Below are 26802 nucleotides of genomic sequence, written 5' to 3'. Positions count from 1 at the left end.
CTCTCGTTCCTCCCCCTCCGGCAAACGATTTGACATCGCGCCGGAGCTGTCTTGTGCTGTGCATGCATAAGACAGGGAGGAACAAACAATGCATCGCAGAGACATATTGAAAGGGCTCGGCGCGGCCTCGGCCCTTGCGGCCGGGGCGCCTTTCGCGCGTGCCGCCGCTCCGGCGGACTGGCCGACGCGCACCGTCACCATGATCGTGCCCTTTCCGCCGGGCGGACAGGCCGATCTCGCCGCCCGCCCGGTCTCGAACGCGCTGGAAAAGATTCTCGGCCATCCGGTGATCGTCGAGAACCGGGGCGGCGGCGGCGGCTCCATCGGCAATGCGGCGGCGGCGCGGGCGGCGCCCGACGGCTATACGCTGCTGATGTCGCTGTCATCGCTGCTGGTGCTACCGGAATCGGAACGCCTTTACGGCCGCAAACCTCCCTATGAGGTCGACCAGTTCACGCCCATCGCCCGCATCCTCGCCGATCCGACCTTGCTCGCCGTGCCCGCCAGCGCGCCGTGGAAGACGCTGCAGGATCTGATCGACGATGCGGGCAAGCGCCCGGGCATCATCCCCTATGGCTCATCCGGCGCCTATGGCACGCTGCATGTGTCGATGGAGATGTTCGCCTTCGCCGCCGGCATCAAGCTGCTGCATGTGCCCTTCCAGGGCGCCGGACCGGCGGTCAAGGCGCTGCTCGGCGGTGAAGTGCAGGCGCTCGCCTCGGCGCCGGGCGTGCTGAAAGCGCATGTGAATGCGGGGACGGTGCGGGTGCTGGCCAATTGGGGCGGCGAACGCATCGACAGCTTCCCCGAGCTGCCGACCTTCAAGGAACTCGGCTTCAAGGATGTGGAGTTCTACATCTGGGCCGGCCTGTTCACGCCGAAGGATGTGCCGGGCCCCATCAAGGCGCGGCTCGGCGAGGCCGTGAAGCAGGCCATGGCCCAGCCGGAGACGGCCAAAGCCTTCGAGTCGGCCGGCAGCCCGCCCGCCTATCTCGATGCCGAAGCCTTCAAGCGCTTCATGGACGCCGACGGCGCCCGCCTGATCGCCGCCGTCCAGCGTATCGGCAAGGTCGAGTAGGGGAGGGGATCGCGCGGAAGATGGCAGGCCGCCTCCCATGGCCGGGGAGAGGGCCTGCCCGATGCGCCGGGCCCGGAAACGATACGGTTACCGGCCAGCCTCATTTACGATCAGAAACACCTCGTCGACCGGCACCTGGAGCGCGGTCGCGAGGCGGTTGGTCTCGCTGGCCATGCCGATGACGGAGACCAGCTCCAGATATTCCGCTTCGTTCATGCCCTTGGCCCGCGCCGAGGCCGTGTGCGAGGCGATACAATAATCGCAGCCCGTCGCGACCGACACGGCGATATAGATCAGCTCCTTGGTCTTGGCGTCGAGCGCGCCGGGGGCCATGATCTGCTTGATGCTCTCCCAGGTGCGCTTCAACGCGGCCGGATCATGCGCCAGCGCCCGCCAGAAATTGTTCACATATTCGGTTTTGCGCGTGGCGCGGATGTCGGCGAAGATGGCTGCGGCTTCGGGGGAGAGTTCGCGGTCGGTGAGGAGGCGCATGGCTGATACCGGGGTTGCGGGTTGGACAGGTTGCCTCGAAGGTAGCATCCTCGGCTCCGCGTTCAACGTCCGCTGGATGACATCTGCAACAACGGGGCCTGTCCATGACGAAAATGCCTTTCCGCTTCGCTCTCCTGATGGGCGCGGCGCTCCTTCTCTCCATGCCGTGCCCGGTCCGGGCGGCTGAAGCCCAGTCCGGCGCCGTCCGCGATCTGGCGCTGAGCGGCGGCGGCACGCAGCGCGTGCTCTATGCCCGCCCGGCCGCGCCGCGCGGCACCATCGTCATGCTGCCAGGCGGCGCCGGCGATCTCGGCATCGAGGACGATGGCGATCTCGCCCATGGCAAGAATTTCGTCGTCCGCACCCGCGAGATGTGGCTGGCGCATGGCTATGCGGTGGTGATCCCGGACGCGCTGGACGGGGAGAATATGCGCGGAGAGCGCAGCTCGCCCGACTATGCCCGCGTCATCGAGGATCTCGTCCGCTTTGCCCATAAGGAGGCGCCGGGTCCGGTCTTCCTGCTCGGCACCAGCCAGGGCTCCATCGCCGCCATGAACGGCGCCGCCCATCTGCCCAAGGGCCAAATCGCCGGTGTCGTCCTCACCGAATCCGTCACCCGGGAGAGCAAAAGCGGCGAAACCGTCTTCGACGCCTCGCCCGGCCGCGTCACCGTTCCGGCCCTCATCGTCGCAAATCGGGACAGCCGCTGCCGCGTGGCGCTCGCCGAGGATGCGCCTCGCATCGCGGCCGCTTTGTCGCACGCGCCGGAGGCCAAATTGCTCTATGTCGAAGGCGGCGAAAAGCGCTCGGGCAATTGCGGCTCACAATCGCCGCATGGCTATTTCGGAATAGAGAGCACCGTCGTCGGCCAGATCGCAGCCTGGCTCGACGCGCATCGCTGACGCAATCATTCAGGGAGACTGCATGTCGGACCTCATCAGCCAGCTTGCCGCATCCGCCCGGACCATTCCCGAAAGCGGCATCGTCAAGCTGTTCAACTATGGCCGCAACCGCGACGGGCTGATCGCACTCTGGGCCGGCGAAGGCGAGACGCCGACCTCCGAGCCGATCCGCGCGGCGGCGAGCGCAGCGCTGGCCGAGGGGCAGACCTTCTACACCTATCAGCGCGGCATCCCGCCGCTGCGCGAGGCGATCGCCGGCTATATGTCGCGCCTCTACGACCGGCCGATGCAGCCGGAGGAATTCTTTTCCACCATCGGCGGGATGGGAGCGATCCAGATCTGCGTGCAGATGCTGGTCGGCCATGGCAACGAGGTGGTCGTGCCCGGCCCCAGCTGGCCGAATTTCGCCGGCGCCATTCTCTCGCGCGGCGGCGTGCCGCGTTTCGTGCCGATGCAATTCGGCAAGACCGGCTGGACGCTCGACCTCGACCGCCTGTTCGACGCCTGCACCGAGCGGACGCGCGCCCTGTTCATCAATTCGCCCTCCAACCCGACCGGCTGGGTCGCCAGCGAGGAGGAGCTGCGCGCCATCCTTACTTTCGCGCGCGACCGGGGCCTTTGGATCATCGCCGACGAGATCTATGGCCGCTTCTATTACGACGGCGATCTCGCTCCGAGCTTCCAGACCCTGCGCGAGCCGGGCGACCGCATTCTGTTCGTGCAGACCTTTTCCAAAATGTGGGCGATGACCGGCTGGCGCATGGGCTGGCTGCAAGCGCCGCCGGAACTCGGCCAGACCATCGAGAACCTGATTCAGTACAACACGTCGGGCGTGGCGAGCTTCCTGCAGCCCGCCGGCACCTTCGCGCTGACCGAGGGCGATGCGGACGCGCGCGGGCAGATCGCGCGGGCGCGGACGGGCCGCGACATCGTCTGTTCGGCCATCGAGCCGTTCGGCAATGTCAGCTTCGCCTGGCCGGCGGGCGCGTTCTATCTGATGTTCGGCATTGACGGCGTGACGAGTTCGCTCGATACCGCCATGCGGCTGGTCGATGAGGCCAATATCGGCCTTGCCCCCGGCAGCGCCTTCGGCCCGGGAGGCGAGGGCTATTTCCGCATCTGCTATCAGCGCTCGCCCGCCGCGCTCCGCGAGGCCATGGGGCGTCTGACGGCATGGCTTGAGAAAAATGATTGAGCCCGCCGGGCAGTCGCTGGCGGCTCAACTCGCTCACATGACAGTACAGCGTTTGTATCTCGGCCGTCTGGCCATCGTCCCGAGCGCCGATATCGGCGGCCTGATCGCGCTCCTGACCCAGCAGCCAAAGCAGGAGCGCGACAATTTCCTGCTGACCCGCCTCGGCCAGATTTTTGCGCTCCCGCCTGCGGCGGAGAGGACCGCCGGCGACGGCAGCGACTGCGCCGTCGATATTTTCCTCTCCGCGCGCGGCGGCTCTTACGGCGATCTGACCCTCGGTCCGATCGGCTTGCCGCTTTTGCTCAGGACCAAGATCGAGCTGCGCGCCCGGCTGTACAGGCTGGATGCCGACAAGACGCTGCAGACCTACCTGGTCACCGAGCGCACCGGCTGGGGCGAATATCTGCAAAAATTCTCCGCCCGCTCCTATTTCCGCTCCCGCCCCGTCTTCGACCTGGTCGAGATGGACACCTTGCTCAACCGCGCCTCGCACCGGCTGTTGAAAAGCCTCGTCAGGTCCGGCTGCATCTAGCGTGGATCCGGCACGCGCGGGGGCATTTCGGCTGGCCGCGTCGCTCGTCACTCTCTCCGACCAGGGCGGTTCCGCCGGGGTGCATCGCGCCGCGCAGCTAAACCTCTGTGGCGCAATATTAATCAGTCGATAAATAAGCCTTGACGAAGCCAATTCCGCACGCTGTAGTGAGGGAAATGCGGCAAAGATCGCTGTTGGAGAGGGAAATGCCTAATGAAAGCTGCGGCTTTCAATTATGCCCGCGCGGCCAGCGTCGATGAGGCCGTTCAGATGCTCGTCCGTGGCGGCGGGGGCGCCAAGCTCCTCGCGGGCGGACAAAGCCTTTTGCCAGCGCTCAATCTGCGGCTGATGTCGCTGGATTTGCTGGTCGATATTACCGGGATCGCCGCCTTGCGCGGCATCCGCGTCGAGGGTGGAACGCTGAAGATCGGCGCCATGACGCGGCACGCCGACCTTCTGACCTCACCGGAGATCGCCGCGCACGCGCCGCTCCTCGCCAAGGCCATCGCGCATGTCGCCCATCCGGCCATCCGCAATCGCGGCACCATCGGCGGCAACCTCGCCCATGCCGACCCTGCCTCCGAACTCCCCGCCTGCATGCTGGCACTCGGCGCGACGCTGGTGATCCAGGGCCCGTCCGGCCAGCGGCGCGTTCAGGCCGCCGATTTCTTCCTCGGCCTCTACCAGACCGCGCTTGCGCCGGACGAGATTTTGATCGCCATCGAACTCCCGGCCCTCGCCTCCGGCGAACGCGCCTTCTTTCACGAATATGCGCGCCGCATGGGGGATTACGCCATCGTCGGCCTCGCCGCGCAGGGAAAGCCGGCCGGCGACCGCATCGATGCGCTGCGTCTCGTCTATTTCGGCGTCGGCGAGCGCGCCGGGTCGTGCCCCGCCGCCGCGCGCATCCTACAGCAGCGCCATTCCCCCGCCATCCTCGCCGAGGCGCAGGCAGCGCTCGCGGCGGATCTTCAGCCGCAGAACGATCATCAGGCTTCCGCCGCCATGCGCCTCCACCTCGCACGCACGCTGCTGGCTCGCTGCGTCAACGAATTGCTCGGCCGCGCCGAGGCGTCCGCATGATCGCCCCAACCCCCATCACCCTCACCGTCAATGGCGAAACCGTCGCGGCGCAGGTCGAGCCGCGCATCCATCTAACCGATTTCCTGCGCGAAAATCTGGGCCTGACCGGCACGCATATCGGCTGCGAGCATGGCGTTTGCGGCGCCTGCACCGTGCGCCTCGATGGCGAGATCGTGCGCGGCTGCCTGGTGCTCGCGGTGCAGGCGGACGGCAAGTCCGTCGAGACCATCGAGGGCCTGTCCGACAGCGGCGCGCTCGACGAGCTGCAAGCCGCCTTCCGCGACCGCAACGCGCTGCAATGCGGCTACTGTACCCCCGCCATGCTGCTGACCGCGCATGAGCTGCTCGCCCGCAATCCGACGCCCGACCGCGCCACCATCCGCGAGCATCTGTCCGGCAATTACTGCCGCTGCACCGGCTATCAGGCCATCATCGACGCGGTGGAGATCGCAGCCCGCGCCCGCGCCGGAGCCAAATCATGACGGACGCACCGACGACCCGCCCCGGCCTCAGCGAATTGGACCGGCCCAATTCCTATATCGGCCGCGCCGTACCGCGTCCGAACTTGAAGCGCCTGATGCAGGGGCGCGGCCAATATGTCAGCGACATGAGTTTGCCGCGCATGGCGCATGTCGTCTTCCTGCGCTCGCCCTACGCCCATGCCCGCATCCTCGGCATCGACAGCGCCGAGGCGGCGGCGATGCCCGGCGTCATCGCCATCGTCACCGGCCCCGAGCTGGCGAAAGTCTGCACGCCCTGGGTCGGCGTGCTGTCGCATCTGAAGGGCCTCAAATCGGCGCCGCAATATCCCATCGCCGTTGATCGCGCCTGCTGGCAGGGCGAGGCGGTCGCCGCCATCGTCGCGACGAGCCGTGCGGCGGCGGAGGACGCGGCGGAGCGGGTGATGGTCGATTACGAGGAGCTGGAGCCGGTCGCCGACATGCGCACGGCGCTCGATGCGGCGACGCCGGTCATCCACCCCGAACTCGGCGACAATCTCGCCTTCGAGCGCAATCTCGACGCAGGCGCTGTCGACGCCGCCTTCGCCGAGGCGGATCATGTCGTCGAGGCCGAATTCGTCTTCGGACGGCATACCGGCGTGACCCTGGAGCCGCGTTCGATCCTGGCCGACTGGAACCCCGGCGACGAGCGCCTGACCGTCTACCAGGGCACACAAGCCCCGCATATGATGCAGAACATCTTCGCCAAGCATCTGGCGCTCGACGAATCGCAGGTGCGCGTCGTCTGCAAGGACGTGGGCGGCTCGTTCGGCATCAAGGTGCATGTCTATGCCGACGACATGGCCACGGCGGCGCTGTCGAAATTGCTGCGCCGTCCGGTGAAATTCGTCGCCGACCGCCTCGAAAGCTTCAACACCGACATCCACGCCCGCGACCATCGCTGCAAGGGCCGCGCCGCCGTGAAGGCCGACGGCACCATCACAGCCTTCGAGATCGACGACCTGACCGGCATCGGCCCCTATTCGGTCTATCCGCGCACCAGCGCCATCGAGGCCAACCAGGTGGTGAACCTCGTCGGCGGCCCCTACACGACGCCGAACTACCGGGCGCGGGCCCGCGTCGTCTTCCAGAACAAGAACGTCACCTGCCAATACCGCGCGGTCGGCCATCCCATCGCCTGCTCCGTGACCGAAGGGCTGGTCGATCTGGCCGCCGCCGCCATCGGCATGGACCCGGCCGACATCCGCCGCCGCAACCTGATCGCCGACGACGCCTATCCGTGCGCCTCGCCCTCCGGCCTGCGCTTCGAGGCGCTGTCGCATCACGCCGCGCTCGATAAGCTGCTGGCGATGATGGACTATTCGGCTCTGCGCGCCGAACAGGCCGCCTTGCGTGCCAAGGGCATCCATCGCGGCATCGGCCTCGCCAGCTTCATCGAAGTCACCAATCCGAGCCCTGCCTTTTACGGCGTCGGCGGCGCGCGGATCTCGTCGCAGGATGGCGTCGCGGTGCGCATGGACGCGACCGGCGCCATCATCTGCCAGACCAGCATCACCGAGCAGGGCCAGGGCTCCGAAGCGCTCACCGCGCAGATCGTCGCCAGCATGCTCGGCGTGCCGATGAGCCGCGTCCGCGTCACCCTCGGCGACACCGACAACACGCCCTATGGCGGCGGCACCTGGGCCTCGCGCGGCGCGGGCATCGGCGGCGAAGCGGCGCTGCAGGCCGGCAAGCAGCTCCGCCGCAACATCCTCGCCGCCGCCGCCAGCATCCTGCAGGCCGACCCGGACACGCTCGACATCCGCGACGGCAAGATCATCGATGCCGCGACCGGCGCCGAGCGCGTGCCGCTCGAGGAGCTCGCCCGCATCGTCTATTACCGCCCCGACACGCTGCCGCCCGGCTTCCAGGCCGAGATGATGGCCGTGCGCCACTTTGTGCCGCGCGACTTCCCCTTCGCCTTCACCAACGGCATCCAGGCCTCCTGGCTCGAAGTCGACACCGAAACCGGCTTCATCACGCTGCTGAACCACTGGGTGGTCGAGGATTGCGGTACCATCATCAATCCGCAGCTCGTCGACGAGCAGATCCGCGGCGGCGTGGTGCAGGGTCTGGGCGCGGCGCTGTTCGAACATTGCCGCTATGACGAGCGCGGCCAGCTCACCAATGCGACCATGGCCGATTACCTCGTGCCGATGGCTGCGGAGATGCCCGATATCGATGTCGGCCACATCGTCTCGCCGACCAAGGACGGCGAACTCGGCGCCAAAGGCGCGGGCGAGGCGGGCACGGCAGGCGCGGCCGCCTGCGTGGCGAACGCCGTGAACGACGCGCTGTCGCCGTTCGGCGCGCGCATCACCGAAATCCCATTGACGCCTGAGCTGATCCTGACCGCGCTGGGGCGCATCTGAGACCCTCGGCAAGAGGGCACGGAATAATCAAAGAGAACGATAAGGGAGGAATTCATGTCTCGCAAACCCAAGCAGCCCGGCATTTCGCGGCGCGGCCTGATCGGCGCGGCGGGCGCCGGCGCGGTGCTGGCCGTCTCGCCGTTCCGCATCAACCTCGCCCGCGCCCAGGAAGCACCGATCCGGATCGGCTTCCCGGTGCCGCTGACCGGCCCCTATGGCACCGAAGCCCAGGACCAGGTCAATTGCGCGCAGCTCGCCATCGCCGAGTTCAATGCGGGCGGCGGGTTGAACGGGCGCAAGGCCGAACTGGTGGTGCGCGACGACAAGCTCAATCCGGGCGAGGGCGCGACGCGGGCGCTGGAGCTGATCGAGAACGAGAAGGTCAATTTCATCGTCGGCAGCCTGTCGGCCTCGGTGCAGCTCGCGGTGAACAACGTCACCAAGGAACGCGGCATCATCTACAATTCGATCAGCCAGTCCGACGCCATCAACGAAGCCGCCGATTTCAGCAAATTCACCTTCCACGAGGCGATGACCCCGCATCTGACGGCGGGCGCGGTCGGCCGTTACGTGTTCCCCAAATTCGGCAAGAAAGTCGCCTTCCTCACCGCCGATTACGCCTATGGCCATGAGATGGTGCGCGGCTTCAAGAAGGCGGGCGAGGCTTTCGGCATCGAGCCGCTGGAGGACATCCGCCACCCGCTCGCGACCACCGATTTCTCGACGCTCCTGCCGCGCATCCAGGCGATGAAGCCGGACGTGCTCATCATCTCCAATTTCGGCCGCGACCAGCAGATCGCGCTGAAACAGGCGACCGATTTCGGGCTGAAGAAATCCATCCAGATCGTCGCGCCGATCCTGCTCTATACCGGCCGTCAGGCAGCGGGCGCGCAGGCCTTTCAGGGCGTCATCGGCGGCACGTCCTATTATTGGGGCGTCGGCGACCAGGTCGCCTCGGCCAAGGCGCTGAACGAGGCCTTCGGCAAGCTCTACGCCAACAAATATCCCTCCGATTACGGCGCCATGGGCTATGCCGGCGTGCGCACTTTGCTGGAAGCGTCGAAGGCGGCGGGCAGCGTCGAGACCGACAAGGTGATCGCGGCGATGGAGGCCCTGAAATACGACTATTACAAGGGCCCGCAATATTACCGCAAATGCGACCACCAGTCGGTGCAGTCGGTGTTCATCATCCAGTCCAAGGCGCAAGGCCAGCGCAACCCGTCAGACGTCTTCGAGGTGATCTCCACCGAAGCGCCGAACGAGGCCAACCTGCGCACCTGCGACGAACTCGGCCATAAGGCGTGATCGGATGATGACTGCGCAACGGTGCGGTCTTTCTCCGTGCCAAGGCGCGACGGATCGGCCCCCTCTCCCTTGGGGAGAGGGCGGGGGGTGAGGGGTTGTAGACTATCGATAGGGCGCAACCCCTCACCCTGTCCCTCTCCCCAAGGGAGAGGGAACCAGTTGCAACGCTGCGCTTCAAGCGCTCGAACTGTGCCGAGGTCAGCGTGGACTGTGAGCGACGGGATTTAATTCGATGCAACGCTGGCGTTGGCCCAAAAGCGGCGCCGGGGAGTGACGCATGGCAGGCTTGACCCTCGATCTGATCGCATTGCAGCTCTTTACCGGCGTCGCGCTCGGCGCCGTCTACGTGCTGCTGGCGATCGGCCTTTCGCTGATCTTCGGCATGCTGACGGTGGTGAATTTCGCCCATGGCGCCTTCTACATGCTCGGCGCCTATGCCGGCCTCTTCCTCATGACGCAAGGGGTGAATTTCTGGGTCTGCCTGCTGCTGGTGCCGCTGCTCGTCGGCGGCATCGGCCTCGCCGTCGAGCGCGTGCTGATCCGCCCGCTTTACGGGCGCGGCATCGACTATCCGCTGCTGCTGACCTTCGGCCTCTCCTATGTCATCGTCGAGCTCGTCCGCATCGGCTTCGGCAAGACCGGCTATCCGGTCGACACGCCGGAGCTGCTGCAAGGCGCGGTCGATATCGGCGTCGGCTATTTCCCGCTCTACCGGCTGTTCGTCATCGGCGCGACGGCGGTGATCCTGTTCGGGCTCTGGCTGTTCCTGGAGCGAACCAGCTTCGGCCTCATCATCCGCGCCGGCGCCCGCGACCCCGAAATCATCCGCGTGCTCGGCGTCAATGTGCGCCGCGTCTGGCTGGTCGTCTTCGGCCTCGGAACCGGCATCGCCGCGCTGGCCGGATTGCTCGCCGCGCCGCTGCAAGGCGTCATCCCCGAAATGGGCGGCCCGGTGCTGGCGGAGGCTTTCGTCGTGACCGTGGTCGGCGGCATGGGATCGCTGCTCGGGGCGGTGCTGGCCGGACTGCTGGTCGGCATCGTCGTCAGCATCACCTCGCTGTTCGCGCCTGAAATGGCGAAGGTCTCGATTTTCGCGCTGATGGCCGTGGTGCTGCTGGTGCGGCCGCAAGGCTTCTTCGGCCGCGCCGGACTGATGAGCTGAGGACATGGCGATGAACCAGGCATCACAGGCCACCCTGGCGCGCGCGCGGGACGCCAATCTCGACTGGCGGGAGCTGGCGACGCGCTACCGCGTGCTGCTGGTCTCGGCCTTCCTGCTGGCCTTTCCGCTGGTCATGCCGTTCACGGCGCTGGCCATCAACATCCTGATCTACGGGCTTTACGCGCTCGGCTTCAATTTGCTGTTCGGCTATCTCGGCCTGCTCTCCTTCGGCCATGCCGCGCTGCTCGGGGCAGGGGCGTATTTCTGCGGCATCGCCATCGTGCATTTCGGCATGCCCTGGTTCGCGGCCATCGCCATCGGCGTCCTCGGCGGCGTCATCACGGCGGCGGCCATCGGCGCGCTGGCGACGCGGACGCGCGGCATCTATTTCGCCATGGTCACGCTCGCCCTCTCGCAATGCGTCTATTACCTGTTCTATCAGGCGGTGGACTGGACCGGCGGCGAAAACGGCCTGCGCGGCATCAATGTCCGCGAGATCGGCATCTTCGGCATCAGCTTCGACTTTATCAATCCGATGACGCGCTATTACGTCGTCGCCGGTTTCGTCATCCTGGCGCTGATCGTGTTGTCGCGCATTCTCGCCTCGCCCTTCGGCGCCGTCATCGAGGCCGTGCGCGAGAATGAGGAGCGTGCGCGCGCGTCGGGCTACAATGTCACGCTGGTGCGCCTCATCACCTTCATCCTGTCCGGCGCCTTCTGCGGCCTCGCCGGCGCGCTCTATGCTCTGCAGCTCTCAACCGTCCCCATCGAGATCATGCATTACGAAACCTCGGGCCTTGCCGTAATGATGTGCCTGCTCGGCGGCATGGGGACGTTCTTCGGTCCTTTCGTCGGCGCGGCGGTGTTTTTGATGCTGGAAAATCTCGTCTCGCTCTGGACCGTCCACTGGCAGCTCATTGTAGGCGCGGTGTTCATGATCTGCGTGCTGTTTTTCCCGCGTGGCATCTGGGGCACGCTGACCATGCGGGGCAAGTCATGAGCGCGGGCGAGATCATTCTGCGCACCGACGGCGTCGGCAAGAGCTTTGGCAAATTCACCGCGCTGAAAGCCGTCTCGGCCGAGTTCCGGCGCGGCGCCATCACCGCGATCATCGGCCCGAACGGCGCGGGCAAGAGCACCTATTTCAACCTGCTCTGCGGCGCCTTCCGCCCGAGCACCGGCCGCGTCGAATTCGAGGGCCGCGACGTCACCGGCCTGCCGCAGCATCGCTTCGCGCATATGGGCGTGGCGAAATCCTTCCAGATCACCAACGTCTTCCCGCAGCTTTCGACGCACGAGAATATCCGCGTCGCGGCGCAGGCGCGGGTGGCGCGTTTCGACATCTGGCGGCCGCGCGCCCGGCTGACCGAACTGGGCGACGAGGCCGACGCCATCCTCGAACGCGTTGGCCTGTGGGACCGCCGCGAGCGGGTCGCGGGGGCATTGGCGCATGGCGAGCAGCGCGCGCTCGAGATCGGCATGGCGCTCGCCAGCCGCCCGCGCCTTCTCCTCCTCGACGAGCCGACCGCCGGCATGAGCCCGGAGGAGACGCGGGTGATGATGGAGCTGATCGTCAAGCTGGCCGAGGAGCGCACCGTCATCCTCGTCGAGCACAAGATGAAGCTGGTCATGGGCATCAGCGACCGGCTGCTGGTGCTGCACCATGGCGAGCTGCTCGCCGAAGGCACGCCCGACGACATCCGCCGCAACGAGACGGTGAAGCGCGTCTATCTCGGCCAGCGGGAGCACTGACATGCTGCGCGTCGAAAAGCTGAACGCCTGGTACGGGTCGAGCCATGTGCTGCAGGACGTCACGCTGGAGGTCAATCGCGGCGAGATCGTCTGCCTGATCGGCCGTAACGGCGCGGGCAAGACCACGACGCTGAAATCGATCATCGGCCTGATCGGCAAGACCACCGGGGCCGTGTCGTTCGAGGGCAAGGACCTGCTGCCGACGCCGACCCATGCGCGCTTTGCCCTGGGCCTCGGCTATGTGCCGGAGGAACGGCGCATCGTGCAAGGGCTGAGCGTGCGGGAGAATCTGCGGCTCGGGCTGGTTGCCTCGCCCGAAAAGAAGCGCGAGGCCGAGCTGATCGCCAAGATGGCCGAGACCTTCCCCCGCCTCGCCGAGCGGCTGGACCAGACCGCTGTCACCATGTCGGGCGGCGAGCAGCAGATGCTCGCCATCGCCCGCGCGATGATTTCGGGGCCGAAGCTGATCATGCTGGATGAGCCGTCCGAAGGCATCATGCCGGTGCTGGTCGATGAGATGTTCGAGCTGTTCCGCTCGCTGAAGCACTCCGGCACGACGATCCTGCTGGTGGAGCAGAATGTCGAGCTGGCGCTGGGGCTGGCCGATAGGGTCTATGTCATCGACCAGGGCACCGTCGTGCATTCGGGCGGCGCCAAGGACCTGCTCGCCGACCCGGAGATTCAGGAGCGCTACTGCTCGGTTTGACTTCACCCATCACTTGGCGGACGCGGTCTTGTCGGCCACCGCATGCAGATAGGCGATCAGCGCGTCGAGATCGGCATCGCTGAGCGTCTTCTGGTCAAAACCTTCCATGCGCTGCTCCGGCCAGGTGCGGACGGCGCGGGGATCGCGGACGATGGCGCGTAGGCCCGCATCGGTCAGATAGCGCACCGCGTTCATCGGCTGGCCGAGATCGGGACCCATTTCGCCCGCGCCCGCCCCGTTGAGCCGGTGGCAGGGGAAACAAAGCGTCAGGAACACGGTCTGGCCGGTGCGTGGCGCGGCATCCGCCGGAAGGCCGTCGGGCAATGCGAGCTGCGGCCAGCGATGCACCGGGCTCTCGGTGAAGGTGAGGCTCGCCATGGCATAGGGCCATTGCTCGCCGCGCACGCCGGAGCGCTCCGGATTCGCCCAGACCAGATAGAACGGGCCTGCGGACGGGGCGTGGGACAGGGGCGGCCATGGCTTCGCCGGGTCTTCCACCGCCACCCAGGCGACGGAGCCGCCCGCCGCGCCGCGCGCCACGAGCGAGAGCGGAATCTGCGCGGTGAAGCCGTCGGTCGCGCGCGCCTCCAGCGTATCGAAGCGGGCATCGTCGAGCTTGCCGAGCAGGCTCAAGAGCGGCACCGCGCGATAGCTCATCGCCTTGCCGTAGGAGACGTCGTTCGGAACGTTGACCGTTGCGGCGTCGGGCCTGGCGAGCAGGGCCGATGCGGTGAAGTCCTGGCGCTTGCCGTCCTGGGTGATGACGAGTGTGGGCTCAGCGGCGCGGGCCGCGTGCGTTCCGGTCAAGGCAAGCAGGGTAGTCGCCAATACGGCCAATGCGCGCATTCGTGTCGTCCTTCGATGGGCGGGTGCCGGGACCGCGGGTCGGGCAGTCCGTCGCCGCAGCATGACGCGGACCCTCCTCGCATAAGCGGGGAAGCTGGTCAAAATGCATTTCCGCGTGATGTCAAAGGAGCGCTGAAGAATTACCGTCGTAGCGGGACGCCGCGAACCCGCGCGGCGCCCCGATTTGGCATTACCAGCTCGCGATGACGGAGCCCTTGAACTTCTCCGCGACGAAGGCCTTCACCTCGGGCGTGTGATAGGCCGCGACCAGCGTCTTCACCCACGGCTTGTCCTTGTCGGCGGCGCGCACCGCGAGCAGGTTGACGTAGGGGCCTTTCGGGTCTTCCTTCAGGATCGAGTCCGCCGGGTTCAGGCCGGCCTCGACGGCATAGTTGGTGTTGACGGCGGCGGCATCGACATCGTCGAGAGAACGCGGGGTCTGGGCGGCGTCGATCTCGATGAATTTCAGCTTTTTGCCGTTCTCGGTGATGTCGGCGACGGTCGGCTTGAAGCCGACGCCATCCTTCAGCTTGATGACGCCCTTGTCCTGCAACAGCAGCAGCGAGCGGCCGCCATTGGTCGGATCGTTCTGGATGGCGATCTTGGCGCCATCGGGGACATCGGCCCAGCTCTTGTGCTTCTTCGAATAGATGCCGAGCGGGAAATTCACCGTCAGCCCGACGCTCTCGATCTTATAGCCGCGATCCTTGATCTGATTGTCCAGATAGGGCTGGTTCTGGAAGGAATTGGCTTCCAGCTCGCCGGCATCGAGCGCCTGGTTCGGCACGACATAGTCGGAAAACTCGATGATCTTGATGTCGAGCCCGTTCTTGGCGGCGATCGGCTTGACCACTTCCAGGATCTGCGCATGCGGGCCGGGCGACACGCCGATCCGGATGGTTTGCGTCTGTGCCGAGGCGGCGAGCGGCGCGGCGAGCGCGGCGAAGGCGAACAGTCCGGCAACCGCGCGCCGGGAAAGCTTGATCTCGTTGGTCATCAAAACTCCTTGCTGTCTAACGATTGGAACTCGGGCGCGCCTTGCGGGGCGCGCTTGTTGAGACGGCGCGCCAGCCAGTCGCCGAGCGTCTGCACGCCCTGGACGAGCGCGATCAGCACGATGACGACGGCGGCCATCACATCGGGCATGAAGCGCTGATAGCCGTAGCGGATGCCGAGGTCGCCGAGCCCGCCGCCGCCGACCGCGCCGACCATGGCGGAATAGCCGAGCAGGCTCACCACGGCGAGCGTCAGGCCGAGCGCGATGGCCGGCATGGCTTCGGGCACCAGGACTTTCAGCACGATCTGCAAGGGCGTCGCGCCCATCGAGCGGGCGGCTTCGATCAGCCCGTGATCGACCTCGCGGATGGCGGCCTCGATGATGCGGGCGATGAATGGCGTCGCCGCGATGGTCAGCGGCACCATGGCGGCGGTCGTGCCGATGGAGGTTCCGGCGACGAGGCGGGTGAAGGGGATGATGGCGACGACCAGGATGATGAAGGGCGTCGAGCGCGTGGCGTTGACGATGGCCCCGGCGATGCGGTTGAAGGCGGGCGCCGCGAACAGCTCGCCGCGCCGGCTGGTCGCCAGGAAGATGCCGAGCGGCAGACCGAGCAGCGTGCCGAGTGCCGCCGAAATCGCCACCATGTAGAGCGTGTCGATCGTCGCGTAGACGATCAGCCAGACGATGCTAAGCGACATAGCCGACCACCTTTGCCTCTTGCTTCAGCAGCGACAGCGCGCCGAGCACCGCCGAGCGGGCGACCTCGTCCTCCGGCACCGCGACCAGCAGCGCCCCGAACGGCACGCCGCCGATGGTGCCGACGCGCCCCGCCAGGATGTTGATGTCGACGCCGACGACCGTGGTCAGGCGGCTCAGGATCGGCGTCGTCGCGTTCGGGCCGGTGAAGACGATTTGCAGGATGGCGCGTCCGCCTGGAACCGGCCGGGATTCGATGGCGTCGGCGAGGCCGGGCGGCAGTTCGAGGCCGGTGACGCTGCGGACGAAGCTTTCCGTGGTCGGATGGGCGGGCTTGAGAAACACGTCCAGCACCGGCCCCTGCTCGACGATGCGGCCCGCCTCCAGCACGGCGACGCGGTTGCAGATCGCCTGGATGACCGGGATTTCGTGCGTGATGATGACGATGGTGACGCCGAGCCGCCGGTTGACGTCGGCAAGCAAAGCGAGGATCGAGGCCGTCGTCTCCGGATCGAGCGCCGATGTCGCCTCGTCGCAGAGCAGCACGGTCGGCTCGGTGGCGAGCGCCCGGGCGATGCCGACGCGCTGCTTCTGTCCGCCCGAGAGTTCGGCCGGATAGCGGTCATGCTTGTCGGAGAGGCCGACGAGCTGAAGCAGCGGACGGACGCGGGCTTCGATCTCGGCCTTGCTGCGCCCGGCGATTTCCAGCGGCAGGGCGACATTGCCGAAAGCGGTGCGCGAGGAGAGCAGGTTGAAATGCTGGAAGATCATGCCGATCTTGCGGCGCGGCCCGGTCAGCGCCCGCTCCGACAGCCGGGTGATCTCATGGCCGTCGACGACGATGCGGCCGGCGCTCGCCCGCTCCAGACCGTTGATGAGCCGGATCAGCGTCGATTTGCCGGCGCCCGAGCGGCCGATAATGCCGAACACATCGCCCCGCTCGACGCCGAAGCTGACCTTGTCGAGCGCGCGCACGCTTCCCCCTTCGCCGCGCCGGGCAAAGGATTTCGACACCTCGCGGAAGGCGATCAGCGGTTCGGGGCCCGGCGATGGCCGCAAGGGCGCGGCGATCAGTTCGGTGCTTCGTGGCAGCGTGTTCATCGATCCGGGCCTCAATATTATCCGGTCCAAAGCTTGCGCCTAGGACATCAATTCCCGCCGGTTTTGAAGGTTTGGCCGCCGCGTCGCCACGGGCCTTGCAGCATCAAACTAGCGCTCGCCGGGCGTTTGACTACGATTTGTTTTCGATATCGATATTCAGAATCCGCCGGTCAAGTTCATCGCGCTGGCGCATATCGATCGCAGATATTCTTGTTTCTCGCGGCGGTTGAGACCGGCTAGGCTCACCGGTCAGCGCGACCGCGAGCCAGCATGAAAGCCGCCGAATGAGCAAAGAAATCCGCCTGAACGCCTTCACCATGAACACGGTCGGCCATATGTCGCCGGGCTTGTGGACGCATCCGCGCGACCGCTCCAGCCATTACACCGACCTGAAGCATTGGGCCGATCTCGCCAAAACGCTCGAGCGCGGCCGCTTCGACGCCGTCTTCATCGCCGACGTCATCGGCATTTACGACGTCTATAACGGCGATCCGACCTCCCCCATCCGCCACGCGACGCAGATCCCCGTCGGCGATCCGCTGCTGATCGTCCCCGCCATGGCGCTGGTGACCGAGCATCTGTCCTTCGGCGTCACCTCATCGGTCAGCTACGAACATCCCTATCCCTTCGCCCGCCGCTTCTCGACGCTCGACCATCTGATCAAGGGGCGCGTCGCCTGGAATGTCGTCACCTCCTATCTCGACAGCGGCGCCCGCGCGACCGGTCAGCAGGCGCTCGCCGGGCATGACGACCGCTACGACCTCGCCGAGGATTATCTGGAGGTCTGCTACAAGCTCTGGGAGGGTAGCTGGGAGGATGGCGCGGTCCGGCGCGACAAGGCGAGCGGGGTGTTTACCGATCCGTCGAAGGTCCACAATATCCGGCACAAGGGCCCGCATTTCCAGGTCGACGGCATCCATCTGTCCGAGCCCTCGCCGCAGCGCACGCCGGTGATCTTCCAGGCCGGAGCCTCGACGCGCGGCCGCCAGTTCGCCGCCCGCCATGCCGAGGCGATCTTCGTCGGCGCGCCGAGCAAGCATGTGCTGAAGAACTATGTCGATGCGCTACGCGCCGGCGCGGTCGAGCAGGGCAGGCGGGCGGATGATCTCGTGATCTACAACATGCACACGGTCATCGTCGCCGAGACGGATGCCGAGGCGCAGGAGAAACATGCCGAGTACCGCAAGCATATCAGCCATGAAGGCGCGCTGACGCTGATGTCGGGCTGGTCCGGCATCGATTTCGGCAAGTATCAGCTCGACGAGCCCTTGCGCTACGTGAAAACCAATGCGGGGCAATCCTTCGTCGAGGCGTTCAGCTCCTCCGACCCGGCGCGCGAATGGACCTTGCGGGAGATGGCCGAATGGGTCGCCATCGGCGGGCGCGGTCCGACCAGCATCGGCTCGCCGAAGACCGTCGCGGATGAGCTGGAGGCCTGGGTGAACGAGACCGGCGTCGACGGCTTCAATCTTGCCTCGGTGGTGATGCCCGAGACATTCGAGCAGGTAGCCGACCTGCTGGTGCCGGAATTGCAGCGCCGCGGCTTGTTCAAGAAGGACTATGCCGAGGGCACGCTGCGGCAAAAACTGTTCGGCCGCGGCGACCGCATCGCGGCAGGCCACCCGGCCCATGCGGCGCGTGAGGCCGTGCGTGCGGCGGGGCGGTGATCTGATGCCTCCGCGCCGCAGCGAAGTCCCCTCTCCCGTGGTGAGAGGGTTAGGGTGAGGGGGTAATGCCTCACCGATCGTTTTTAACCCCTCACCCGGCACGCTTCGCGCGCCACCCTCTACCACTGGGAGAGGGTTTCATCGCCAGCCTCCGTCTTTCTTTTTGTCGCCCCGGCCGTAGAGCCGGGGCCCAATCACCTCACATCCGGCGATGTGCTCGCGGAAAGGCGAGTGGGTCCCGGCTCGCCCCTTTGCGGCGTCCGGGACGACCGGAGGGGGAGACCGATGGCAATATCGCCGCCGCTCTTAGCCCCTACCGGCCCCGGATGATGTCCGAGGCTTTCTCCGCGATCATCATGGTGGCGGCGTAGGTGTTGGCGGAGGGGATCATCGGCATCACCGAGGCATCCGCCACCCGCAGCCGCTCCAGGCCGCGCACCCGCAGCGTGTCGTCGACCACGGCCATTGGATCGTTCTCCGGACCCATGCGCGCGGTGCCGACCAAATGGTACCCCGTCGAGCCGTTGTTTCGGCAGAAGTCGAGCATATCCTCCTCGGTCTCGACCTCCGGGCCCGGAATGGTCTCCTCGGTCAGGTATTCCTTCAGCTCGGGCGCATGCAGCAGCGCCCGCACCAGCTTCATGCCCGCCACCATCACCTGCTGGTCGATGCTGTGCTCCAGATAGTTCGGCTGGATCACCGGATCGATATACATGTCGGTCGAGACGGTGCGGACATAGCCCTTGCTGCGCGGCCGGTGCTGCCAGGCGCCGCCGGTGACGCCGGGATAATGGTCGAGCACATAATGCCGGCCCTCCTTGTAGCTGCCCGGCGTGAAGACGCATTGCAGGTCGGGCAGGTCGAGCGCCTTGTCCGATTTGGCGAACATGTAGACCTGCGAGGGCACCAGCGCGAGGATGTTCGGACGCTTCAGCGCCCAGCGCGCGATCTGCGCCAGGAGTCTCGTGCCGCGCGCCAGCTCGTTCAGCGTCACGAGGCCGGGCTTGGCCTTCATCACCATGCGCGCCGAATAATGGTCGATCAGGTTCTCGCCGACGCCGGGCAGGCCGTTCAGAACCTCGACGCCGATGCTTTGCAGGACATCGGCTGGGCCGATGCCCGAGACGTGAAGCAGCCGCGCCGTGTTGACGGTGCCCGCGCACAGGATGACTTCGCGGCGGGCGCGGACCGCCGATTCGATGCCGCCGCGCGTGCGCACATAGCTGACGCCGTCGGCGCGCTTGCCGTCGAAGAGGATTCGGGTAGCGCGGGCGCTGGTGATGAGCTTGACCCGGCCCCGCTTGATCGCCGGGCGCAGGAAACCGGCGGCGGTGCTGACCCGGAAACCGCGCTCGATGGTCCGCTGAAAATAGCCGACGCCTTCCTGCTCGCCATTATTATAGTCGGGATTGCGGGGCAGGCCGCTCTTCACCGCCGCGCCGATGAAGGCCTCGGAAATCGGATGCACCCAATCCATGTCGGTGACCGGGATCGGCCCGCTGCGGCCGTGAATCCTGTCGTCGGCGGGGCCGATGCGGCGCTCGCTCTTGGCGAAATAGGGCAGCACGTCCTGATAGCCCCAGCCGCGATTGCCGAGCTGGGCCCAATGGTCGTAATCGGCCGGCTGGCCGCGCACATAGATCATGCCGTTGATCGAGCCGGAGCCGCCGACCACGCGGCCTTGCGTCGTCGCGATGCGCCGGCCGCCGGTGTTTTCCGTCGGCTCGGTCCTGAACTGCCAGGTGATGGCTTCCTGCGAAAGGGTTTTGGTGAACCCCGCCGGGATCTGCACGAAGGGCCTGAGATCGCTCGGCCCCGCTTCGAGCACGCAGACCGTGACGCCGGGGTCTTCCGTCAGCCGGGCGGCGATGATGGAGCCGGCCGCGCCCGCTCCCACGATCACATAATCGAAGAGCTCTGCGTCGCGCTGCGCTGGGTCCATGCTGGTATCGCCGCCTTGATGCCAAATGTCGGGAGGATCATCGCCGCCGGGCCTCGCCCATCACCGCATTGACGCCCCCGGCGCGAAAATACACGTCAGGGATTGATTTCCGTAAGATGTCAGACGGCGGAGATGCGTTTCAACAGTAGCCGCCGCCCCTCAGCGCGCCTTGGCATAGGGCGCGAACCAGCCGAGCCCATCGGTGGTCTTGCCGCGCGGGTTATATTCGCAGCCGACGAAGCCGTCATAGCCGAGCCGGTCGAGTTCGGCGAAGAGGAAAGGGTAGTTCAGCTCCTCATCGTCCGGCTCGTGGCGGCTCGGCACGCTGGCGACCTGCACATGGCCGGTGATCGGCAGCAGCGCCTGCAGCGCCTTGACGACATCGCCATGCATGATCTGCCGGTGATAGATGTCGAATTGCAGCCGGACATTGGGGCGGCCCAAATCCTCGATCAGCGCGGCGGCGCGGGCAAAATCGTTGAGGAAATAGCCGGGCATGTTGCGGCCGTTGATCGGCTCCAGCATCACGTCGATGCCCTGCGGCGCGAAACGTTCGGCGGCATAGGCCACAGCGTCGCGGAAGGTCGCCTTGGTCGCGTCGTTGACCTCGGTGAGCCCGGCCATCACGTGGATGCGCCGCACGCCGGTCGCCTCGGCATAGCGCAGCGCCAGATCGATGGAATCGCGGAATTCCGCCTCGCGTCCGGGGATCGCCGCCATGCCGCGCTCGCCCTTCTGCCAGTCGCCGGGCGGGGCGTTGAACAGGGCCTGCGTCAGGCCGTTATCGGCGAGCAGTTTGCCCACCAGACCGGCGTCCCACTCATAGGGGAAGAGATATTCGACGGCGGTAAAGCCCGCGTCCGCCGCCGCCTTGAAGCGGTCGGGGAAAGGCAGTTCGGTGAACATCATCGATAGATTGGCGGCAAAGCGCGGCATCGGCGGTCCCTCAGTCCTTGGGCGTCTTCTCGGGCAGCGTCACGCCGGCGGTCCGGGCGTAGAAGCGGGCGACCGAGGCATCGTCGTCGCGGCCCATGCCCGACGCCGAGGTCATGGTGAAAAGCTGCAGCGCGGTCGCCGCCATCGGCACCGGGAAATTGGCGGCGCGGCCCATATCCATGATGATGCCGAGATCCTTGGTGAAGATGTTGACGGCGGAAAGCGGCGTGTAATCGCCCTCCAGCACATGCGGCACGCGGTTTTCGAACATCCAGGAATTGCCGGCGGCCTGGGTGATGACCTCATAGACCTTGCCGATGTCGAGCCCTTGCTTGGCCGCAAAGGTGATCGCCTCGCAGGCCGCCGCGATGTGGACCCCCGCCAAAAGCTGGTTGATCATCTTGAATGCCGCCGCGATGCCTGGCTCCGCGCCGAGTTCATGCACCGTCTGCGCCATGGCGGCGAGGGCAGGGCGGGCTTTTTCGAAGGCGGCGGGCGTGCCCGAGGTCAGGATGGTGAGCGCGCCTTCGGCCGCCCGCTTGGCGCCGCCGCTGATCGGCGCGTCGAGATAGAGGCGTCCCGCGCCCTCGACCCGCGCGGCGAGGGCGCGCGCGGCTTCCGGCGACATGGTCGCGCAGGAGACGAACACCGCGCCGTCCGGCATCGCCGCCGCGCAGCCCTCCGGCCCGAACAGCGCCGCCTCGGTCTGCGCCGCATTGACGACGACGCTGACCACGATGTCGGCTCCATCAGCAGCCTTGGCCGGCGATGAGGCGCGGCGGCCGCCCGCTGCCTCCAGCCGGTCGAGGGCCAATTCGGCGATGTCGTAGCCGGTCACATCGAAGCCCGCCCTGACGAGCGAGGACGCCATGCCCAGCCCCATGGCGCCGAGCCCGATGACTGCGGCTTTGCGGTTCTGCGTCCCGTTCGGCGATGGCATCGGCGCTCCTTAACGAAGATGGACTCTGCATCGCCCATAATTAGGCCAATGACAGCGCTTGCATAGCTGCTAATTTAATGGGCAAAGCCTGCCCAAAAGATGAGGACCGACATGCTGCTAGGCTGCATCGCCGACGATTTTACAGGCGCGAGCGACCTCGCCAACACGCTGGCCAAGGGCGGCATGCGCACGACGCAGTTCATCGGCGTGCCGGCGGGCGAGGCCGCAGCCGATTGCGAGGCGGGGGTCGTCGCCTTGAAGAGCCGGTCGATTCCGGCAAGCGCCGCCATCGGCCAGTCGCTCGCGGCGCTCGATTGGCTGCGCCGCCAAGGCTGCCGCCAATTCCTGTTCAAATATTGCTCTACCTTCGATTCGACGCCCAAGGGCAATATCGGCCCGGTCGGCGAGGCGCTGGCGGATGCGCTCGGCGCGAAAGCCGTCGTCGCCTGCCCGGCCTTCCCGGCGACGGGGCGGACGATTTATCAGGGGCATCTGTTCGTGAACGGCCGGCTGCTATCGGAGTCGGGCATGGAGAAACATCCGCTCAATCCGATGACCGATCCCGATCTGCGCCGCTGGCTGGCTTTGCAGACGCGGACGCCGGTCGGTCTGGTGCCGTGGCCGGTGGTGAGCCGGGGCGCGGACGCCATCGCGGCGGCGCTCCGCGAGGCGGCGGGACGTGGCGAAACGCTGGTCATCGTCGACGCCATCACCGACGCCGACTTGCTCGCCATCGGTGCGGCGCTAACCGACGCGCCTTTCCTCACCGGCGGCTCCGGCATCGCACTCGGCCTGCCCGCCAATTTCGCGCGCGCGGGGCTGCTCGCCAACACCGGCTCGGCGTTCGAGGCAGTGGAGGGACCCGCCGCCGTGCTCGCCGGAAGCTGTTCGGGCGCGACGCAGGAGCAGGTCAAGATCTACACGGCGCGCCATCCCGGCCTCGCCCTCGAAATCGACCGGCTGATGAGCGGCAGCCTGACCGCCGAGCAGGCGCATGCGTTCATGATGGAGCGCATCGGCCTCGCCCCGATCTGCTATTCGACGGCGACGCCCGACGAGGTGCGCGCGATGCAGGAGCGCCATGGCCGCGAGGCGGTGGCCGAGGCGATCGAGCGCTTCTTCGGCGACCTCGCCGTTATGCTCAACGATCGCGGCGTCGTGCGGCTGGTCGTGGCGGGCGGCGAAACCTCGGGCGCCGTCGTCAGCGCCTTGGAGATCGACCGCCTCGACATCGGGCCGGAGATCGATCCCGGCGTGCCCGCGCTCAGCGGCAGGCGCGGCCAGCCCCTCGGTCTTGCCCTCAAATCCGGCAATTTCGGCGCGGCGGATTTCTTCGAGAAGGCCGCCGCCACCCTGGCGGGGCGCGCGCCATGAGCGAAAGCCGCGAGCGCGAAGCCATCGTGCGTTTCGCGCGCTCGCTGTTCGAGCGCGGGCTGACGCCGGGCGCGTCCGGCAATATCAGCCTGTGTCTCGACGATGGCGGCCTGCTGGCGACACCGACCAACGCCTCGCTCGGCTTTCTCGATCCGGCCGAACTCTCGCATCTCGGCGCCGATGGCCGCCTCATCAGTGGTCCCGCCCCGACCAAGGAGATGCCGCTGCACAGCGCGCTCTACGAAACGCGGGGCAGCGCACGCGCCGTGGTGCATCTGCATTCGACGCATTCGGTCGCCGTCTCGATGCTGCCGGGGATCGACCCGGCCAATGTCTTCCCGCCACTGACGGCCTATTCGATCATGCGCGTCGGACGGGCGGCGTTGGTGCCCTATTATCGCCCCGGCGATCCAGCGGTCGCCGACGCCATTCGCGGCCTCGCCGGACGCCACAGCGCCGTCCTGCTGGCCAATCACGGCCCGGTCGTCGCGGGGGAGACGCTGGAGGCCGCCATCTACGCCACCGAAGAGCTGGAAGAGACCGCCAAGCTGCATCTCCTGCTGCGCGGCCTCAATCCGCGCCTGCTGTCGCCCGAGCAGATCCGCGACCTCGTCGACCATTTCGGCCTCGAGCCCTGGGAGCGGCCCGGGCCTTAAGGCGCCGGTTCTCAGCGCAAATCGCGCAAGGATCGGGCAAATCGGCTCAATCATCGGCAATCGCCATCATCCTCGTCGGCTTACGCTTCCCCCCAGCCCCTGTCCGGGGCGAAGCGGCGTCGTATTCACCCCCAGCGACGAAGGAAGCCTTCATGCCAAGGATCACCACAAAGGACGGCACCCGGATCTATTACAAGGATTGGGGCAAGGGACAGCCTGTCGTCTTCAGCCATGGCTGGCCGCTCAGCGCGGACGCTTTCGAGGACCAGATGTTCTTCCTGGCATCCCGCGGATTCCGCTGTATCGCGCACGACCGGCGCGGCCATGGCCGCTCCAGCCAGCCCTGGGACGGCTATGATTACGACACTTTCGCCGACGACCTGGCGGAACTGGTCGATACGCTCGACCTGAAGAAGGCGATTTTGGTGAGCCACTCGATGGGCGGCGGCGAGGTCGCGCGCTATATCGGCCGCCACGGCACCGGGCGCGTCGCCAAGGCGGTGCTGATCGCCGCCGTGCCGCCGCTGATGCTGAAGACATCGGCCAATCCCAAGGGCACGCCCATCGAGGTCTTCGACCAGATCCGCGACGGCATCCAGGCCGACCGGGCGCAATTCTTCAAGGACCTCAGCATGCCGTTCTACGGTTTCAACCGGCCGGGCGCAAAAGTCTCAGAAGGGCTGCGCGAGTCCTTCTGGCTGCAGGGAATGCTCGCCGGCTTCAAGGGCGTCTACGATTGCGTCAAAGCCTTCTCGGAGACGGATTTCACCGAGGATCTGAAGAAATTCGACGTCCCGACGCTGATCCTGCATGGCGATGACGACCAGATCGTTCCTATCGCCGCCGCGGCGATGCTGTCGTCGAAGCTGATCAAGGACGCGACGCTGAAGATCTATGAAGGCGGTCCGCATGGCATGTGCTCGACCATGAAGGACAGGGTCAATGCGGACCTCCTCGCTTTCATCCAGGCCGAGGCTAAGCAGAGCGCAGACCGCCCCATGGCGGGTGCGGCGGCCTGACCGCCGGTGCTCACGCCTCTCCGCCGGCCTTTGCGCCGGCGGAGAGCGTACCTCCTATCGCAGATCGGCTTCGCCGAATGAGGCAGCGGCGATGAAGGCGGCGGCCGGAATGGTCAGGTGGCCGTAATCATAGACGGTGAGTTCGCGCTCGCCCTCGCGCGGGACGGTGGTGCGGCAGCCCTCGGCCGAGCAGAGCAGCTTGTAGAGCGAGACGTATTTCACGGCGCGCCCGGTCAGCGCCTCCGCAATCCGCCTGTCGAGCGCCCAGCCGTCCTTTTGCGAGGCGTCCGTCATTCGGTCCGGAATGACCCCGCCCCTGGCGAAGCTTTCCTGCAGCAGGCGCGCCGACAGCGTCGGCAGCCATTCCGGATTCGGTCCGATGACGACGACCTTGATGCCCTTCGCCAGCAGAAAATCCGCCGTCCTCGCCAAAGCGGGCGCGATGTCGAAGCCATCCGTCGCGGCGTAGAGCCAGCGCCCTCCGAGGATGATCGTATCGGGCTTGACGCGATCGATCTCCGCCAGCGTGCGCGCATTGTTCTCCGTGCAGTGGCGGTTGAATTTGGCGGGGGCGTCCAGCACCGGAAAACAGCCGGGCGAGGTGGTGCCGATCAGGTTGATGTCGTCGAAACCGGGTGCGGCGTCGATGCCGAGCCCGATATGGGCGGCATAGGAATCGCCCCACACGAAGACCGTCGGCCCCGCACCGCCATGCCGCCGCTCGAAGCAGCGGTCGGTGAATGCGCTCGGGCCTTCGTCCAGTTTCAGGAAGCAGACGCGCGAGCCGGTGAGTCTCTCGCGGTCGGCAACGAAATGCGGGACGACGTCGCGGATCATTTCCGGCACGCGTCCGGGAAATCCCTGATTGGCGGTGACGGTGAAGGCCGAGCAGGCGACCAGCGCGAAGGCGCCGCCATTGACCGCGAAGCCGGGAATCCGACGCGCCGGCAGGCGGAAGCCCAGGGGACGGCGCTCGATCAAATGATAGGAGGCCGCGCCGAGCCCCGCCGAGACCAGGATCAGCAGGCCGGCGGTGAGCGGCGCCGGCGGCAGGCCGTAATGCTGGGCGGCGATCCATACCGGCCAATGCCACAGATAGAGGGAATAGCTGATTGCCCCGAGCCATTGCGTCAGCGGGGAGTCGAACAGCCGGAATTGCTGGCGCGCCGCGATCACCAGCGCCGTCCCGGCGGCGGGAAGAAGCGCGATCCAGCCGGGAAACGCGATGGCCTCGCGGAAAGTCATAATGCTGAGGAAAATCAGGGCGAGGCCCGCGACGGCGGCCGGCTTCCCCCACCGGGGCGGGAGGTGGCGCCCATAAATCCAGACGAGGCCGCCGAGCACGAATTCCCAAATGCGCGCCGGTAAAAGGAAAAACGCCGCCGACTGGTGATGGGGCGTAACGGCGACGCTCGCGGCCAGCGACGCCGCGCCCAGCAGGAGCAGCAGCAGGGCCAGCCGCTTCAGCCGGCAGGCGGCGATCAGGAGCAGGGGGTAGAGCACATAGAACTGGACCTCGACCGAAAGCGACCAGAGATGCAGCAGC

Annotated in this window: 25 protein-coding genes (1 of these 25 only partly in view); 16 read left to right on the top strand and 9 right to left on the bottom strand. The window is 66.6% G+C overall.

Going from position 1 to position 26802, the window contains the following annotated elements:
- Positions 1 to 88 precede the first annotated feature (88 nt).
- A complete protein-coding gene (locus tag BLEFHOIH_RS09205; protein WP_088344612.1) occupies positions 89 to 1078 on the top strand; it encodes a tripartite tricarboxylate transporter substrate binding protein in 990 nt (329 codons plus the stop codon).
- Between the two features lie 87 nt (positions 1079 to 1165).
- Here BLEFHOIH_RS09205 and BLEFHOIH_RS09200 read toward each other — a convergent pair whose 3' ends face one another.
- On the bottom strand, positions 1166 to 1570 hold the full coding sequence (locus BLEFHOIH_RS09200) for a carboxymuconolactone decarboxylase family protein (RefSeq protein ID WP_245296933.1): 405 nt from the start codon (positions 1568 to 1570) through the stop codon (positions 1166 to 1168).
- Positions 1571 to 1674: 104 nt separating this feature from the next.
- Here BLEFHOIH_RS09200 and BLEFHOIH_RS09195 point away from each other — a divergent pair, with 104 nt between their 5' ends.
- The 11 genes from BLEFHOIH_RS09195 to BLEFHOIH_RS09145 all read left to right on the top strand — a co-directional run bounded on the left by BLEFHOIH_RS09195 (position 1675) and on the right by BLEFHOIH_RS09145 (position 13079).
- Entirely contained in the window at positions 1675 to 2472 is a 798-nt protein-coding gene (locus BLEFHOIH_RS09195; protein ID WP_245296932.1) for an alpha/beta fold hydrolase, read from the top strand.
- Positions 2473 to 2494: 22 nt separating this feature from the next.
- The gene (locus tag BLEFHOIH_RS09190; protein WP_088344608.1) at positions 2495 to 3667 is read left to right on the top strand and encodes a pyridoxal phosphate-dependent aminotransferase; all 1173 of its coding nucleotides are present in this window, start codon (positions 2495 to 2497) and stop codon (positions 3665 to 3667) included.
- Positions 3660 to 4199 carry a hypothetical protein gene (locus tag BLEFHOIH_RS09185; RefSeq protein ID WP_125461636.1) on the top strand — a complete coding sequence of 180 codons (540 nt, stop codon included), beginning with the start codon at positions 3660 to 3662 and terminating at the stop codon, positions 4197 to 4199. The genes BLEFHOIH_RS09190 and BLEFHOIH_RS09185 overlap by 8 nt, the downstream gene beginning before the upstream one ends.
- A gap of 213 nt (positions 4200 to 4412) precedes the next feature.
- Positions 4413 to 5282, top strand: a complete 870-nt coding sequence (locus BLEFHOIH_RS09180; RefSeq protein ID WP_088344604.1) for a xanthine dehydrogenase family protein subunit M — start codon at positions 4413 to 4415, stop codon at positions 5280 to 5282.
- Positions 5279 to 5764, top strand: coding sequence for a (2Fe-2S)-binding protein (locus BLEFHOIH_RS09175; protein ID WP_088344602.1), 486 nt, complete (start codon positions 5279 to 5281; stop codon positions 5762 to 5764). Before BLEFHOIH_RS09180 ends, BLEFHOIH_RS09175 begins: the two co-directional genes overlap by 4 nt.
- Complete coding sequence (locus tag BLEFHOIH_RS09170) at positions 5761 to 8154, top strand: xanthine dehydrogenase family protein molybdopterin-binding subunit (RefSeq protein WP_088344600.1); 2394 nt, start codon at positions 5761 to 5763, stop codon at positions 8152 to 8154. The genes BLEFHOIH_RS09175 and BLEFHOIH_RS09170 overlap by 4 nt, the downstream gene beginning before the upstream one ends.
- Positions 8155 to 8208: 54 nt before the next feature.
- Positions 8209 to 9459 carry an ABC transporter substrate-binding protein gene (locus BLEFHOIH_RS09165; protein WP_088344598.1) on the top strand — a complete coding sequence of 417 codons (1251 nt, stop codon included), beginning with the start codon at positions 8209 to 8211 and terminating at the stop codon, positions 9457 to 9459.
- Positions 9460 to 9736: 277 nt separating this feature from the next.
- Positions 9737 to 10621 (top strand): branched-chain amino acid ABC transporter permease, encoded by an 885-nt coding sequence (locus tag BLEFHOIH_RS09160; RefSeq protein ID WP_088344597.1) that lies wholly within the window; start codon positions 9737 to 9739, stop codon positions 10619 to 10621.
- Between the two features lie 10 nt (positions 10622 to 10631).
- On the top strand, positions 10632 to 11621 hold the full coding sequence (locus tag BLEFHOIH_RS09155; RefSeq protein ID WP_088344692.1) for a branched-chain amino acid ABC transporter permease: 990 nt from the start codon (positions 10632 to 10634) through the stop codon (positions 11619 to 11621).
- Entirely contained in the window at positions 11618 to 12373 is a 756-nt protein-coding gene (locus BLEFHOIH_RS09150; protein WP_088344595.1) for an ABC transporter ATP-binding protein, read from the top strand. Before BLEFHOIH_RS09155 ends, BLEFHOIH_RS09150 begins: the two co-directional genes overlap by 4 nt.
- Position 12374: 1 nt before the next feature.
- Complete coding sequence (locus BLEFHOIH_RS09145) at positions 12375 to 13079, top strand: ABC transporter ATP-binding protein (protein WP_088344593.1); 705 nt, start codon at positions 12375 to 12377, stop codon at positions 13077 to 13079.
- A 9-nt stretch (positions 13080 to 13088) separates the two neighbouring features.
- Here BLEFHOIH_RS09145 and BLEFHOIH_RS09140 read toward each other — a convergent pair whose 3' ends face one another.
- The 4 genes from BLEFHOIH_RS09140 to BLEFHOIH_RS09125 all read right to left on the bottom strand — a co-directional run bounded on the left by BLEFHOIH_RS09140 (position 13089) and on the right by BLEFHOIH_RS09125 (position 16722).
- Positions 13089 to 13925, bottom strand: a complete 837-nt coding sequence (locus tag BLEFHOIH_RS09140) for a cytochrome c (protein WP_088344591.1) — start codon at positions 13923 to 13925, stop codon at positions 13089 to 13091.
- A 190-nt stretch (positions 13926 to 14115) separates the two neighbouring features.
- Positions 14116 to 14922, bottom strand: coding sequence for a MetQ/NlpA family ABC transporter substrate-binding protein (locus tag BLEFHOIH_RS09135; protein ID WP_088344589.1), 807 nt, complete (start codon positions 14920 to 14922; stop codon positions 14116 to 14118).
- On the bottom strand, positions 14922 to 15623 hold the full coding sequence (locus BLEFHOIH_RS09130; protein ID WP_088344587.1) for a methionine ABC transporter permease: 702 nt from the start codon (positions 15621 to 15623) through the stop codon (positions 14922 to 14924). The genes BLEFHOIH_RS09135 and BLEFHOIH_RS09130 overlap by 1 nt, the downstream gene beginning before the upstream one ends.
- Complete coding sequence (locus BLEFHOIH_RS09125) at positions 15613 to 16722, bottom strand: methionine ABC transporter ATP-binding protein (protein WP_088344585.1); 1110 nt, start codon at positions 16720 to 16722, stop codon at positions 15613 to 15615. The genes BLEFHOIH_RS09130 and BLEFHOIH_RS09125 overlap by 11 nt, the downstream gene beginning before the upstream one ends.
- A 284-nt stretch (positions 16723 to 17006) precedes the next feature.
- On the opposite strand from BLEFHOIH_RS09125, the gene BLEFHOIH_RS09120 reads away from it, so the two are divergent.
- Complete coding sequence (locus tag BLEFHOIH_RS09120) at positions 17007 to 18389, top strand: LLM class flavin-dependent oxidoreductase (protein ID WP_088344583.1); 1383 nt, start codon at positions 17007 to 17009, stop codon at positions 18387 to 18389.
- A 313-nt stretch (positions 18390 to 18702) separates the two neighbouring features.
- On the opposite strand, the gene BLEFHOIH_RS09115 is transcribed toward BLEFHOIH_RS09120, so the two are convergent.
- From BLEFHOIH_RS09115 to ltnD, 3 genes are all read right to left on the bottom strand, one after another.
- Positions 18703 to 20331: a GMC family oxidoreductase N-terminal domain-containing protein gene (locus BLEFHOIH_RS09115; RefSeq protein ID WP_088344581.1), complete on the bottom strand. Its 1629-nt coding sequence runs from the start codon at positions 20329 to 20331 to the stop codon at positions 18703 to 18705.
- Positions 20332 to 20490: 159 nt separating this feature from the next.
- Complete coding sequence (gene otnI, locus BLEFHOIH_RS09110) at positions 20491 to 21267, bottom strand: 2-oxo-tetronate isomerase (RefSeq protein ID WP_088344579.1); 777 nt, start codon at positions 21265 to 21267, stop codon at positions 20491 to 20493.
- A 10-nt stretch (positions 21268 to 21277) separates the two neighbouring features.
- Positions 21278 to 22207, bottom strand: coding sequence for an L-threonate dehydrogenase (ltnD, locus tag BLEFHOIH_RS09105; protein ID WP_088344577.1), 930 nt, complete (start codon positions 22205 to 22207; stop codon positions 21278 to 21280).
- A 111-nt stretch (positions 22208 to 22318) separates the two neighbouring features.
- Here ltnD and otnK point away from each other — a divergent pair, with 111 nt between their 5' ends.
- From otnK to BLEFHOIH_RS09090, 3 genes are all read left to right on the top strand, one after another.
- Positions 22319 to 23581 (top strand): 3-oxo-tetronate kinase, encoded by a 1263-nt coding sequence (otnK, locus tag BLEFHOIH_RS09100; RefSeq protein ID WP_088344690.1) that lies wholly within the window; start codon positions 22319 to 22321, stop codon positions 23579 to 23581.
- Positions 23578 to 24237, top strand: a complete 660-nt coding sequence (gene otnC, locus BLEFHOIH_RS09095) for a 3-oxo-tetronate 4-phosphate decarboxylase (protein ID WP_088344575.1) — start codon at positions 23578 to 23580, stop codon at positions 24235 to 24237. Before otnK ends, otnC begins: the two co-directional genes overlap by 4 nt.
- A gap of 152 nt (positions 24238 to 24389) precedes the next feature.
- Positions 24390 to 25256, top strand: coding sequence for an alpha/beta hydrolase (locus tag BLEFHOIH_RS09090; protein WP_088344573.1), 867 nt, complete (start codon positions 24390 to 24392; stop codon positions 25254 to 25256).
- 54 nt (positions 25257 to 25310) lie between these two features.
- Here the strand turns inward: BLEFHOIH_RS09090 and BLEFHOIH_RS09085 are convergent, their stop codons facing one another.
- A protein-coding gene (locus tag BLEFHOIH_RS09085) for an acyltransferase family protein (RefSeq protein WP_088344571.1) crosses the window boundary here: on the bottom strand, positions 25311 to 26802 show its 3' portion. The gene runs 416 nt beyond the window's last position; only the last 1492 of its 1908 coding nucleotides appear in the window; its start codon lies off the right edge, out of view — the gene reads right to left on this strand; the stop codon is at positions 25311 to 25313.

The organism is Rhodomicrobium sp. R_RK_3, from assembly GCF_002198715.1.
Lineage (GTDB): Bacteria > Pseudomonadota > Alphaproteobacteria > Rhizobiales > Rhodomicrobiaceae > R-RK-3.
This window is presented reverse-complemented; position numbering and strand designations above follow the sequence as displayed.